The organism is Synechococcus sp. A15-24 (genome assembly GCF_014280195.1).
GTDB lineage: Bacteria > Cyanobacteriota > Cyanobacteriia > PCC-6307 > Cyanobiaceae > Parasynechococcus.
Genome location: NZ_CP047960.1, coordinates 1,623,960 through 1,636,405 on the forward strand (window position 1 = coordinate 1,623,960; position 12,446 = coordinate 1,636,405).

The 12,446-nt window shown below is 61.8% G+C and carries 15 protein-coding genes and 1 tRNA gene; 12 read left to right on the forward strand and 4 right to left on the reverse strand.

Annotated elements, in window-relative coordinates:
• Nucleotides 1–50 precede the first annotated feature (50 nt).
• Nucleotides 51–755, forward strand: a complete 705-nt coding sequence (gene tatC / locus SynA1524_RS09270) for a twin-arginine translocase subunit TatC (protein WP_186499599.1) — start codon at nucleotides 51–53, stop codon at nucleotides 753–755.
• Here the strand turns inward: tatC and SynA1524_RS09275 are convergent.
• Nucleotides 736–1,095: a DUF3067 family protein gene (locus tag SynA1524_RS09275; RefSeq protein WP_186497173.1), complete on the reverse strand. Its 360-nt coding sequence runs from the start codon at nucleotides 1,093–1,095 to the stop codon at nucleotides 736–738. The two genes, tatC and SynA1524_RS09275, sit on opposite strands and share 20 nt — an antisense overlap.
• Nucleotides 1,096–1,199: 104 nt before the next feature.
• Here SynA1524_RS09275 and petC point away from each other — a divergent pair, with 104 nt between their 5' ends.
• The 6 genes from petC to SynA1524_RS09305 all read left to right on the forward strand — a co-directional run bounded on the left by petC (nucleotide 1,200) and on the right by SynA1524_RS09305 (nucleotide 5,268).
• Nucleotides 1,200–1,736 (forward strand): cytochrome b6-f complex iron-sulfur subunit, encoded by a 537-nt coding sequence (gene petC, locus SynA1524_RS09280; protein ID WP_011128699.1) that lies wholly within the window; start codon nucleotides 1,200–1,202, stop codon nucleotides 1,734–1,736.
• A 40-nt stretch (nucleotides 1,737–1,776) separates the two neighbouring features.
• Nucleotides 1,777–2,712, forward strand: coding sequence for a cytochrome f (gene petA / locus SynA1524_RS09285; protein ID WP_186497175.1), 936 nt, complete (start codon nucleotides 1,777–1,779; stop codon nucleotides 2,710–2,712).
• A gap of 5 nt (nucleotides 2,713–2,717) precedes the next feature.
• The gene (gene lgt / locus SynA1524_RS09290) at nucleotides 2,718–3,554 is read left to right on the forward strand and encodes a prolipoprotein diacylglyceryl transferase (protein ID WP_186497177.1); all 837 of its coding nucleotides are present in this window, start codon (nucleotides 2,718–2,720) and stop codon (nucleotides 3,552–3,554) included.
• On the forward strand, nucleotides 3,503–4,309 hold the full coding sequence (gene cobM, locus SynA1524_RS09295; RefSeq protein WP_286188553.1) for a precorrin-4 C(11)-methyltransferase: 807 nt from the start codon (nucleotides 3,503–3,505) through the stop codon (nucleotides 4,307–4,309). The genes lgt and cobM overlap by 52 nt, the downstream gene beginning before the upstream one ends.
• 27 nt (nucleotides 4,310–4,336) lie before the next feature.
• Nucleotides 4,337–4,408 (forward strand) — tRNA-Val (locus SynA1524_RS09300).
• Nucleotides 4,409–4,506: 98 nt separating this feature from the next.
• Nucleotides 4,507–5,268, forward strand: a complete 762-nt coding sequence (locus SynA1524_RS09305; protein ID WP_186497179.1) for a helix-turn-helix domain-containing protein — start codon at nucleotides 4,507–4,509, stop codon at nucleotides 5,266–5,268.
• On the opposite strand, the gene SynA1524_RS09310 is transcribed toward SynA1524_RS09305, so the two are convergent.
• Entirely contained in the window at nucleotides 5,252–6,883 is a 1,632-nt protein-coding gene (locus SynA1524_RS09310) for a Ppx/GppA phosphatase family protein (protein ID WP_186497181.1), read from the reverse strand. The two genes, SynA1524_RS09305 and SynA1524_RS09310, sit on opposite strands and share 17 nt — an antisense overlap.
• 89 nt (nucleotides 6,884–6,972) lie before the next feature.
• Between SynA1524_RS09310 and SynA1524_RS09315 the strand changes: the two genes are divergently transcribed.
• Both SynA1524_RS09315 and SynA1524_RS09320 read left to right on the forward strand, forming a co-directional pair.
• Nucleotides 6,973–7,866, forward strand: coding sequence for a 4-hydroxybenzoate polyprenyltransferase (locus SynA1524_RS09315; protein WP_186497183.1), 894 nt, complete (start codon nucleotides 6,973–6,975; stop codon nucleotides 7,864–7,866).
• Nucleotides 7,863–8,741 (forward strand): S66 peptidase family protein, encoded by an 879-nt coding sequence (locus SynA1524_RS09320; RefSeq protein ID WP_186497185.1) that lies wholly within the window; start codon nucleotides 7,863–7,865, stop codon nucleotides 8,739–8,741. Before SynA1524_RS09315 ends, SynA1524_RS09320 begins: the two co-directional genes overlap by 4 nt.
• Here the strand turns inward: SynA1524_RS09320 and ispD are convergent.
• Entirely contained in the window at nucleotides 8,725–9,405 is a 681-nt protein-coding gene (gene ispD, locus SynA1524_RS09325) for a 2-C-methyl-D-erythritol 4-phosphate cytidylyltransferase (protein WP_186499602.1), read from the reverse strand. The genes SynA1524_RS09320 and ispD overlap by 17 nt on opposite strands.
• Nucleotides 9,406–9,478: 73 nt before the next feature.
• Between ispD and SynA1524_RS09330 the strand changes: the two genes are divergently transcribed.
• The 3 genes from SynA1524_RS09330 to fabG are packed head-to-tail and all read left to right on the forward strand — an operon-like array spanning nucleotide 9,479 to nucleotide 12,189.
• Nucleotides 9,479–10,312, forward strand: a complete 834-nt coding sequence (locus SynA1524_RS09330) for a glycosyltransferase family 9 protein (protein WP_186497187.1) — start codon at nucleotides 9,479–9,481, stop codon at nucleotides 10,310–10,312.
• A gap of 9 nt (nucleotides 10,313–10,321) precedes the next feature.
• The gene (locus SynA1524_RS09335) at nucleotides 10,322–11,389 is read left to right on the forward strand and encodes a potassium channel family protein (protein ID WP_186497189.1); all 1,068 of its coding nucleotides are present in this window, start codon (nucleotides 10,322–10,324) and stop codon (nucleotides 11,387–11,389) included.
• A gap of 47 nt (nucleotides 11,390–11,436) precedes the next feature.
• Nucleotides 11,437–12,189, forward strand: a complete 753-nt coding sequence (gene fabG, locus SynA1524_RS09340; protein WP_186497191.1) for a 3-oxoacyl-[acyl-carrier-protein] reductase — start codon at nucleotides 11,437–11,439, stop codon at nucleotides 12,187–12,189.
• Between the two features lie 4 nt (nucleotides 12,190–12,193).
• On the opposite strand, the gene SynA1524_RS09345 is transcribed toward fabG, so the two are convergent.
• A complete protein-coding gene (locus SynA1524_RS09345; protein ID WP_186497193.1) occupies nucleotides 12,194–12,370 on the reverse strand; it encodes a hypothetical protein in 177 nt (58 codons plus the stop codon).
• Nucleotides 12,371–12,446: the final 76 nt, after the last annotated feature.

Here is a 12,446-nt window from a genome sequence, read left to right on the forward strand (position 1 = left end):
TCCGCATCAGCGGTGGCACCGACCCGAGCGCATTGCCCAACGAGGTGGAGATGCCTCTGGTGGATCACCTCGAGGAACTGCGCCAGCGGGTGCTGCGCAGCTTGCTGGCGGTGGTCGTTTCAGCCCTGGTCTGTCTGTTGGCGGTGAAGCCATTGGTGCGGCTGCTGGAGGCTCCGGCCCAGGGAATTCACTTCCTGCAGTTGGCTCCTGGTGAATTCCTGTTCGTGTCGCTGAAGGTGGCCGGCTACGCCGGCCTCACGCTTGCCCTTCCCTATGTCTTGTTTCAGCTGCTGGCCTTTGTGCTCCCTGGACTGACGATTCGGGAACGTCGGCTGATCGCACCCGCGGTTGCTGGATCGGCGGTTTTGTTTCTGGCGGGGATTGCTTTTGCCGGGTGGGCCCTGGTCCCGGCAGCCCTGCGCTTTCTGGTGAACTACGGCGCCGATGTGGTGGAGCCGCTCTGGTCGATCGAGCGCTACCTGGATTTCGTTCTGTTGCTGATGCTGGCCACAGGCCTGGCCTTTCAATTGCCGGTGCTGCAGCTGTTGCTAGGCGTGTTGGGGCTGGTGCGCTGGCGCACCATGCTTGGGGCCTGGCGTTGGGTGGTGGTGGGCTCAGCCCTCGCCGGGGCCGTGCTGACCCCCTCAACCGACCCGATCACGATGCTGTTGTTGGCGGGCGCTATCACAGCCTTGTTCCTGATCGGCGTGGGGCTGATGGCATTCACCGAGAGCCTCAGACCAGAAACTCCCTGAGCAGGTTCTCCGCCGCAGGTCCTTCAGCTCGCAGCTGAAGGCTCAGGGCCTTGCCGAGACGTGGTTTATCCCGGGTGGTGGTGATCCATTGGCGCACTTCAGCCGCCAAACCAAGACGATTCACAACATCCAGCACTTCCGCCAGGTGCTCCTGATAAGTGACTTCGTCCATGGGAAAGGACTGTTGCTCCAAATAAGCCCACATCACCTGCAGGTACAAACGTTGCCGTCGAACCACCAGTTGAAGGTCGTAAGTCGCCCGCCAGCGCTGGCGTAGGCAGCTAATCAACTCCTCAACTCCGAGGGGATCCGAAGGGGTTTCAGTGGAGAGATCAAGCACAGTTGTGGCGATACGAAGAAGGTGAAAAGGCCAGTCGTTGCAAAGCGTGACAGGAACTTAGGCGTCCATAATGATTGCCATTACGTGCTGGGTGACCGTCCGTCATGACCCAACTTTCCTCGAGCGATGTGCCCGGAATGGGTCGTCGGCAGTTCATGAATCTGCTGACCTTCGGTTCCGTCACCGGAGTTGCCCTGGGTGCTCTCTACCCCGTCGTCAATTACTTCATTCCTCCCCGCGCCGCTGGAGCTGGCGGTGGCACCACTGCGAAGGATGAACTTGGCAATGCCATCACAGCCACCGGCTGGCTGTCCTCTCACCCTGAGGGTGATCGCAGTTTGGTCCAGGGCCTCAAGGGTGACCCCACATACCTGATTGTGGAAGGGCCCGATGCCATCGGTAGTTACGGCATCAACGCCATCTGCACCCACCTGGGCTGCGTGGTGCCCTGGAACAGCGGCGCCAACAAGTTCATGTGCCCATGCCACGGCAGTCAGTACGACGCCACCGGCAAGGTGGTTCGCGGCCCCGCACCCCTCTCCCTTGCTCTGGCCAACGTGAGCGTCGAGAACGACAACGTTTTTGTGAGCCAGTGGACTGAAACCGATTTCCGCACGGGCGATAAGCCCTGGTGGGCCTGATCCCTTCTCCTACGCGTTCCCTCCTTCCCTCACCGTTTCCATGCGTCGCCACCTTTCCCTTCTGCTCGGATCCCTGGTGCTCGGCCTGAGCCTGCTGATCGCCCCCGCCGCCAGTTGGGCCTACCCCTTCTGGGCTCAACAGAATTACGACAGCCCACGGGAAGCCACCGGCAAGATCGTCTGCGCCAACTGCCACCTGGCCAAGAAGCTGACCCAGGCTGAAGTTCCCCAGTCGGTGCTCCCCGACACGGTCTTCACTGCCAGCGTCAAGATCCCCTACGAGGAGGGTCTGCAGGAGATCGGCGCTGATGGCAGCGACGTGGGCCTTCAGGTCGGTGCGGTGGTGATGCTGCCTGATGGCTTCACCCTTGCGCCTCAGGATCGCTGGACTGATGAGATGAAGGAGAAGACCGAAGGGGTCTATTTCTCTCAGTACAGCGACGACCAACCCAACATTCTGCTGGTGGGTCCGATCCCCGGTGATCAGCACCAGGAAGTGGTCTTCCCGCTGCTGTCCCCCGACCCCGCCACCGACAGCAACATTCACTTCGGCAAGTATCAGCTCCATGTGGGCGGTAACCGTGGTCGCGGCCAGGTGTACCCCACCGGTGAAAAGAGCAACAACGCCGTTTACACAGCCCCTGCCTCAGGCTCTGTTGCAGCCATTGAGGATGGAGACAATGGCTCCAGCATCCTCACCATCAACACCGCTGATGGCGCGGCTGTGACGGAAACCATCCCCGTTGGTCCTCAGCTGCTTGTGAACGTTGGCGACAACGTTGAAGCCGGCGCTGCTCTGACCAACGATCCCAATGTGGGTGGCTTCGGCCAGGTTGATGCCGAGATCGTTCTGCAGAACCCCGTTCGGATCTATGGCCTGCTCGCTTTCTTCGCAGCTGTGGCCTTGGCCCAAATCATGCTGGTGCTGAAGAAAAGACAGATTGAAAAGGTTCAGGCTGCTGAGGGCAATTTCTGATTCAGATGTTCATATCACCAGGGCCCGTTCTGTTTCAGTTCGGGCCGCTCACCCTTCGCTGGTACGGACTGCTGATCGCCACGGCCGTGCTGATCGGATTGAATCTTTCCAGTCGCCTGGCGCAGTCCCGCAAGCTTGAGAACGGGTTGATCAGTGATCTTCTGCCCCTGCTGGTGTTGTTCTCTGTGATCGGAGCAAGGCTCTATTACGTCGCCTTTGAGTGGCATAACTACGCCAACCAGCCGATCAAGGCTTTAGCGATCTGGGAGGGAGGTATCGCCATCCACGGGGCACTGATCGCCGGAACTCTCACGCTGATCCTGTTCTGTCGCTGGCGTCGTCAGCCCTTTCTGGATGTTCTTGATGTGCTGGTGCCCTCTGTTGCGCTAGGGCAGGCCATCGGTCGATGGGGAAACTTCTTCAACTCCGAAGCCTTCGGTGTTCCGACGGATCTTCCCTGGAAGTTGTTCATTCCCTATGCCAATCGGCCCGTGATCTACGCCGACGCCGAGTTTTTCCACCCAACTTTCCTTTACGAGTCGATCTGGAATCTGCTGCTTTTTGTGCTGCTACTCGTCCTCTTCCGCTGGGGAAGTCGAGAGCGTCAGAACTTTCCAGCAGGAACTCTCAGCTGTGTGTATTTGATCGGCTACAGCCTCGGGCGCATCTGGATCGAAGGACTCCGCATCGATCCTCTCTGTGTGGGAGCGCTGCCACCGGCCTGTGAGGGTGGTGTTCGCATAGCCCAGTTGATGAGTGCCATGCTGATGGTTCTGGGTGGATTGGGATTGTGGTGGTTGAACCGGCGACAACAACAGCTGCCAACGTCAACCAACCGCTAACTCAACCCGTTTGTTTTGTAGGGGGAGGTCCTGGTGCAGCAGACCTGCTCACCCTTCGTGCCGCTGAACGCATCCGTCAGGCTGATGTTCTGATCTGGACTGACTCTCTGGTTTGCCCCCAGATCACAGCGCTTGCTCCTGATCATTGCGAAAGGATCCGTACCAGCACACTGACGCTAGAAGAGGTGATCCCCCTGCTGATCGATCGACAACGACAGGGGGCGAAGGTCGTGCGTCTGCACGACGGTGACACCGCCCTGTACAGCGCGATCAACGAACAGATCTGTGCTCTGAATGACGCCGATATTCCGGTGGAATTGGTCCCCGGAGTGAGTGCCTATCAAGCGGCCGCGGCGGGGCTCTCCAGCGAACTCACCATTCCCGGAGTGGTTCAGACGATTGTTCTTGGTCGCGCCGGGGGCCGCACGGGGGTTCCGCCGTCAGAAGAGCTCGATCGGCTCGCAGGGCTCGGCGCCAGCCTTTGCCTTTATCTCAGTGCCCGTCATATCGACGACGTGCAGGCCACCCTTCAACGGCACTACCCCGACGACACCCCGGTGGCCATTGCCTACCGCGTGAGCTGGCCGGATGAGTGGATGTCTGTGGTTCCTCTTGCGCAGATGGCCGCTGCCAGCAAGGAGCGCCAACTGATCCGCACAACCCTTTACATCATCAGTCCGGCACTCAACGGAGGTCGGCAAAGGTCCCGTTTGTATTCACCAGATCACGACCACCTGTTCCGACAAAGACACTGAGGGTGGTGGTTTAAGATTGGGTTGTGCGGGCGATTAGCACAGTGGTAGCGCACTTCCTTCACACGGAAGGGGTCACTGGTTCGAATCCAGTATCGCCCATATGTGCTCTGGTTTTGTCACGCCTTCTGCGTGACAACAAAATGTCAATTCCGCATAAACGACCTACCTTCCGGGTGTTCTGACGCAAGTCCTTCCGGATGAACGGAAGCGAACCCAAGACAAACACCACTCAGCCCTCCGGCATCGACGCTGTGGGTGCTGCGATCCGTCAGGGGCGCGAATCCCGTTCAATCAGTCGCGATGCCCTGGCCCAGCGGTTGCACATGGGCTGTGAGCAACTGGAGGCTCTGGAGCAAGGGGATCGCCACCGTTTACCGGAGCCTGTGTTCATCAAGGCGATGGTGCGACGGCTTGCCAGTCACCTGGAACTTGATGCCGATTCTTTGGTGGCGCAACTCGGGCCTGTTTTAAGTCGTCCCCCAACTGCCAACACGACTCCGCCCGCACAATCAGCCGCCGAACAGTCCTCCGGAACACCATGGCTCGCCATACTGATATCGCTTCTGGCATTGATCGGCATCGGTAGCTGGGCCCGTCGTCTGCTACCCAACACCAGCAGTGCTGCTATAAGCCAAAGAGCCACCATCAAGGCCTTTCCGGAAACGGTGAAGCAAACCCCGGCTGAACTGCCTCAAAAGGCGGATCAGATCGTTGCAGCTGAGACCACCGCTTCGATCACCCTTGACTGCACAGAACCGTGTTGGATCGCCCTGCGGCGGGATGGAACTGTTGAATTCGAGGGGATGCTGGAGACATCCAGAACAGTGGAGAACTCCGAAGGCGTTGAGATCTATCCCGGTCGTCCGGATCTGGTGACGCTGCGTCGAGCTGGAGACGAACCGATCACCCTCGGCGGCATCAACGACCTGCGCTGGTACTCGCTCAACCCTGAACGCTGACCCGAAGTTTCACTCCGGAAGCCTCACGAACCACTTCCGCGCAGCTTTCCAGACTCCACTGCTCCAGGCTCAGGTTCTGGTTGAGTCGCTCCGGCACAAGCACCAGATCGAGCACATCCGGTGTGGTGTTCACCCGCAACGACGCCACCACAGGCTCTGGTCGACGGTCAAGGGCTGAGGCCAAACGCAACAGCAGAGCCATTTCGCTGACGCGACGACGGTTGTCACGCGTCACCAGCGCCTGCCAGGACTCATGCCGTTTCTTGGGAAGACTGCGGCGGTGATAGCGGGCAATCGCCGCCACCATCAGATGCTCCGCCTCGGAATAGCCAAGAAGCTCACCATGACGGATCAAGTACCAGGAGTGCTTGTGATACGCACTGAGGTTGATGTGCTGTCCGCAGGCATGAAGCATCGCGGCAGCCCAGAGCAACTCACGTCCCTGGCCATCGTCCTGGTGCATCAGGCCCTCCGTGGCGTCATACAAACTCAGGGCATGAGTGGCGACCCGTTCGGCTCGCCGCTGGTTCACTGCAAAGCGCTGCACCTGATGAATCACCGTGCGCTGCCGAATGCTGCTCTGAAAACTGAAGCGGTCCTCAAGCAGGCCATGGCGCAGCATCCAATCAACGATCAGTCCCTCCCGCAGCGCCCGTTCACTGAGAACGAGTTCATCCACGCCGAGCATTTGCATGGTGGTCTGCAGAATCAGGGCCCCGGGCACGATGATTTCGGCCCTTCGGTCATTGATCGGCGATAGATCCCGTCGCTGCTCCGGAGTCATCGTCACCAGCTTCTCGACCACCCGATCAAGCCGCTGCCGCGACACCCGATAGCCGTGCAGTTTCAACGGAGGGCGATCGTCCTCACTAGCCGCCAGTGCCCCGATGGCCATGGCCGTGCCGCTTGTGGCCACTAAAACAGGAATTTCCCCGGGTTTGATCCGCCGGTGCACCTTGTCGACGGCCGGCTCCAGGGAGCCCTGGATGAAGGCCTGCAGGAACGAACGACGCTGGGGGGGGATTGGATCGTCCTTGACGAAATCCCGTTGCAACCGCACCGCACCCACCCGGGTGCTGGTGAGGGCTCGGGCATCGCGTCCATCGGCCAGGATCAGTTCCGTCGATCCGCCACCGATGTCCAGAAGCAGGTGGGGGCGATCTCCGAAGGACATACCGGACAGCACCCCGAGATAGATCAGACGGGCCTCCTCCGGGCCACTGACCAGGTCCACATCCATGCCGAGACCGTCCTGGATGCTCTGGAGAAACTCCCGACCATTGGGAGCCTCCCGCACGGCGCTGGTGGCTGCGGTCACGATCTGCTCAACGTCGTGACTGATCGCCAGGTCTCGGAAACGCCGCAGCGTTTCGTAGCCGCGCTGCATACCCGCCGACGTGAGTTCGCCGCTATCCGGATCCCGCTCCCCGAGTCGTGTGGTCGACTTCTCCGCTTGTTCGATGCTGAAGGTGCCCAGGGTGGTGTCAACGGAGGCCACCAGCAGATGAGTGGAGTTGGTGCCGATGTCGATGGCGGCCACCCGGCGGGTCTGGGCCGACGATCTCGTCGGTTGCGACCCTGCCGGAGCCTCTGATTCAGACACAGCGTCCAGCATCGTCGGCCCTGTCCAGGAGTCGATCCACTTTGCCACCGATGGTCGTTCTCGCCAGGCGCTGACTAGGGTTCTTCAAATCTTCGGGCTCCGTGGACAGCATTCGTGAACGCCTTGGCCCCTGGCTTGAACTGCTGCGCTGGACCAAGCCGACGGGTCGCCTAATCCTGTTGATTCCCGCCGGCTGGAGCCTTTGGTTGTCCCCCTCAGCACCGCCGGAACTGGATCTGCTTCTGCAGATCGTGGTTGGTGGCCTGGCTGTGAGTGGTGCCGGCTGCATCGCCAACGATCTCTGGGACCGCCGTTTTGATGGCCGGGTGGAACGGACCAAACAGCGTCCCCTGGCCAGGGGTGCGATCCGGCCGACATCAGCCCTAGTGCTGTTGATCGTTCTGCTGTCCCTCAGCCTTGCCGTGGTTCTCAGCCTTGATGAAGCCAGCCGGCAGCTATGCCTGCTGCTCTCCATCGGCGCCCTGCCAGCGATCCTGCTCTATCCCTCCGCCAAGCGCTGGTTCGCCTACCCCCAGGCGGTGCTGGCCTTCTGCTGGGGCTTTGCCGTGCTGATCCCCTGGGCTGCAGCTGAACGGAGCCTGACCCTGCAGCCGGCCCTGATCGGTTGTTGGCTGGCCACGCTTCTGTGGACCTTTGGCTTCGACACGGTTTATGCCATGGCCGACCGCCGTGATGATGCGTTCATCGGTCTCAACAGCAGTGCATTGAGCCTGGGGAACCGAGCCGTCGTCACCGTCAGAGCCTGTTACGTGTTGACGGTCGTCGCTCTTGGGGTGGCCGCCGCCAGCGCAGGGGTTCATCCACTGTTCTGGATCTTCTGGCTCGGCGCCTCCCTGCTGATGCAGATCAGTTGCCAATCCTTGAATCACAGGAACGCCACCATGGCCAGCTTTGGCCTGCACTTCCGCCGTCAGGTCCAGCTGGGCAGCCTGCTGCTGCTGGGGCTGATCGTGAGCCGCGGGCTATCCGGATGAGCGCGATGCAGACAGCCATCCCTCTCCGCCCGGGAGACACCGTCGCCACGGTGGCTCCGAGCTCGGCCCTGGAGGACGACCAACGCCTGCAGGAGGGTCTGGCGGTGCTAAGGGGCTGGGGGCTGTGCCCCTTGGAGCAGAACGTGAGCGCGCGTCGTTGGGGGCACCTGGCTGGAACCGACCAAGAGCGCTTCAGCGACTTATGCCAGGAGGCGCCACTGCTGGCCTGTGCCCGGGGCGGCTGGGGATCGGCACGGCTGCTGGAATGGTCCATTCGATGGAAACCAGGCTGGCTACTGGGCTTCTCCGATATCACCTCCCTGCTCTGGTCCAGGTTGAAAGCAGGGTTGGCTGGCGGCATTCACGGCCCGCTCCTCACCACCCTCGGGGCGGAACCGGCGTGGAGCCAGGAACGGTTGCGTCAGCTGCTGTTCGGAGAGACACCTCCAGCTCTGAAGGGGGAACCACGGGGAGGAGGGCAGACCACAGGTCCCTTGATCGCAGCCAACCTCACCGTGGCCAGCCACCTGCTCGGTTCTGATCACGTGCCGGAGCTTCAGGGCGCCATCCTGATTCTTGAAGATGTGGGCGAGGCGCCGTATCGAATCGACCGGATGCTGACCCACTGGAGATTGTGCGGTGCACTTCAACAGCTCGGCGGCATTGGCTTCGGTCAATTCGAAGGATGCGACCGCAGCCTGAATGACCCGCTCACCACAACTCTCGAGGCAGTGCTCGACGAGCGCACCGCCGATCTGAACATTCCCGTGGTGAAGAACCTTCCGGTTGGCCACATCTGCGGCAATGCCGCCTTGCCGATGGGGCAGCTGGCCTGTCTCGACGGCAACCTCGGCAGCCTCAGTCTTGATGCCTGAGGGCAAGCACTGCTTCGGCGACGTTGAGGTCAAACGGTGTGGTCACTTTGATGTTCGACGGTCCTGCATCCAGCACCTGCACTGGCCAGCCCAGGCGTTCGTACAGCGACGCGTCATCGGTGACAGTCCACCCCTTGGCCTCAGCCTCGGCATGGCCCTGGCGCAACTGGTCCACCTGGAAACCCTGAGGGGTCTGAGCCGCCCAGAGCTCCGAGCGGTCCGGCGTGTCTGTAATCACGCCATCGGCATCCACCCGTTTGATCGTGTCGGTGACGGGGGTTGCCGCGATCAGAGCCTGACCCGATGCCAGGGCCATCGCGCAGCGATCGAACAGTGCCGGTTCCGCCAGGCAGCGGGCGCCGTCATGGATCAGCACCTGCTCAGCAGCCTCCGGCAAGCCCGCCAGTCCGCGCAACACCGACTCCTGCCGCGTGCTGCCGCCCTGGATCCAGGTCACTGGCTTATTGGCATCTCGCACGAGGTCAAGGATCGGTTCGCGATCGATCTCCTGACCCACCACACCGATCCATTGGATGTGTTCAGCAGCCAACGCCGCCTTCAGCGTCCAGGCGATCACAGGCTTCCCGGCCAATGGCAACAGAAGCTTGTTGCGATCCGCGCCCATGCGGCGACCACTGCCCGCTGCGGCGATCAACAGATGCACAAGCGACTCCTGCCGCAGGCAGGCCGAAACGGCCTCCATACAATCAGCTCGCACCACGCCCTGAGGCGAGTCCATGCGTGTTCTTGCTCTCAGCCCTGGCTCGCTTGCGCTGCAACTCGATCGACTGCCTGCTCTGGTCAGCTTTTGCGAACAGGTGGGAGCCACCCTGCAGGTGGCCTGCGCCCCAACCTGTCGCGGGGCCTGGGACTTCATTCCCCAGGTGGAGAAGATCCTCCCCTTCGATTTCGAGGCAACCCCCACCCTGGCGGACTGGGCCAACCTGCTGGGCTGCGTGCGCGAGCCAGATTTTCAGGTCTGCCTCAACTTCGCTGAAGGACAGCAAGTGAACCTGATGCTGTCGATGAGTCACATCCCCACGCGCGTCGCCAGCAGTGGCTTTTCCAGCACTGTGATCGTCTCCACCGGCGAGGGCTGGTGTGCCCAGCGCCTGGCCAGCTTTTTGAAACCACTGGGCTGCACCCTGGATGCGGACCGCTTCCGCCTGGCCCTCTCCAGCAAGGATCTCGATGCCGCCCGCGCCGAGCAACCCGCTGGCGAAGGCCCGATGCTGCTTCTCGCTCCTGCTGGCTCGACAGGGGATTGGCCGGAGCAGCGCTGGACATCACTGCCTGAGTCCATTGCGCAGCGCCTTAAGGGACTGCGCACCTTGCAGCTGAGTCCTGAGCAGCCCCTGAACCGTCGTGCAGCGGCTGTCGCCAGCTCCGATGTGGTTCTCAGCAGCTGTCCGGTGACCCAGCGGCTGGCGGTCTACAGCGGCGTGCCGCTGGTGGCGCTGGGAGCACAACCTGAAAACCTTCCCAACCGGCCAGAGATTCGCTGTCTTGGGCACCAAGCTGATCTCAGCGCCCTGAAGGATGGCGAGGTGCTGCAGGCCCTCGGGTTCTGACCGCTGCTGATGACCCAGGGATCCCGACGCCGGACGAGCCGACGCCAGCTCAAGCTGCTGGCAGCCCCCTGGCGCGGTCCCTTCAGCGCCCTATCGGCCGTGATCCTGATCGGTGCGATCGGTTACCGCCTCACGGAAGGCTGGGATTGGGGGGACTGTCTGTGGATGGTACTGATCACCATCAGCACCATCGGCTACGGGGAGGTGGAAACCCTCTCCCCAGCTGGACGGCTGGTGACGGTGCTGATCGTGGTCGGTGGCCTGATCGTTGTTCAACTTGCCATTCAGCGGGTGCTTGGCCTGAAGGACGCGGGTTATTTCCGCAGACTGCAGGAGTTCCGCATCCACCGCATGCTGGAAAGCCTGCATGATCACGTCATCCTCTGCGGCTACGGGCGCATCGGTCAGGAGATCGCAGCCCAGCTGCAGCGTGATCAGATTCCCCTCGTGGTGATTGAGACCGACCCGGATCGTCGGGATGTTGCAGAAGCCAATGGACTGCAGGTGCTTCAGGCGGATGCGACCCTCGATGAAACGCTCCTGGACGCTGGCCTGGAACGCTGTCAAAGCCTGGTGGCCGCCCTGCCTGGCGATGCCTCGAATTTGTACGTGACTCTCAGCGCCCGGGGGTTGAACCCCAGCTGCAGGCTCATTGCACGAGCCAACAGCGATGAAGCAGCCACGAAGCTGCGGCTCGCCGGCGCCACGGTTGTGGTGAGTCCCTATGTGGCCGGTGGTCGGGTGATGGCAGCCTCCGCACTCCGTCCACTGGCCCTGAATTTCATGGAACTTTTGGCGGGGTCGGATTTCGAAATCGAGGAGTTCCAGCTGAGCCGTGACCCTCTGCATCTGATGGACATTCGAGGCAGAAGCCTGGCGGAACTGGAACTGGGCCGCCGCAGCGGAGCCCTCGTGCTTGCCATCCGAGACAGGAGTGAGCTGATCGCCAACCCAGGCGGGGAAACCCAATTGGCCCCCGGCCAACTGCTGATCGTGCTGGGCAGTAAGCCGCAACTCAAGCGTTTTCAAGACCTGCTTGGCGAGGCGGTCGACAGCATCGAAACCATGGCGGGTTGAGCCGGCTCCAGGCGCATCCCTACGATCCTCCGATCACAGCAGCCGCCATGCTCAGCTCCGCCTCCCTCGACGGTCAGACCGCATTGGTGACAGGAGGCGGACGTGGCATCGGCAAAGCCATCGCCCTGGCCCTCGCCGAAGCCGGTGCTGAGGTGGTGGTGAACTACGCCAATTCCGCTGGCGCCGCCGACGAGGTGATCGCCAGCATCACCGCAGCCGGTGGGAAGGCCTACGCCCTGAAGGCCAACGTCTCCATCGAAGAGGAGGTGGACGGACTGATCAAGGCAGTGCTGGAGCGCAGCGGCCGCCTGGATGTTCTGGTGAACAACGCCGGCATCACCAGGGACGGCTTGCTGATGCGTATGAAGACCAGCGACTGGCACGCGGTGATCGACCTGAACCTCAGCGGAGTGTTTTTGTGCAGCCGCGCTGTCGCTCGGCCGATGTTGAAGCAGAAAAGCGGCCGCATCATCAACATCACCTCCGTGGTGGGGCTGATGGGGAATGCCGGTCAGGCCAATTACGCCGCCGCCAAGGCCGGTGTGATCGGCCTGACCAAAAGCACCGCCAAGGAACTGGCCAGCCGGGGCATCACCGTTAATGCCGTCGCCCCTGGCTTCATCGCCACGGACATGACCAAGGATCTAGATGCCGACGCCATCCTCAAGGACATTCCCCTGGGCCAGTTCGGCACCCAGGAACAAGTGGCCGGAGCCGTGCGCTTTCTTGCGGCGGACCCAGCTGCTGCCTACATCACCGGTCAGGTGCTGCAGGTGGATGGCGGCATGGTGATGGCCTGATCGGTCAGGAATCCAGCGGCTGAGCCAGCTCCTCCCGGAGGCGTCGGATGCGTTGCAGCAGGCGCAATCGCCGGCTTCGTTCCGTCGCCGTGAGAAAAATCCGCAGCGGGACGTAAACGAGGGCCATGGAGCCGGCCAAGCCCGCCATCAGGACAAAGAACAGCGTGCCGTTGTCACCCATGTGCGGACGTTAATCAGGGTGCGTGATGCCGACAGGAGCGGAGGCGCTCCGATTCGGCTTTCCCCACCGTTGCCCC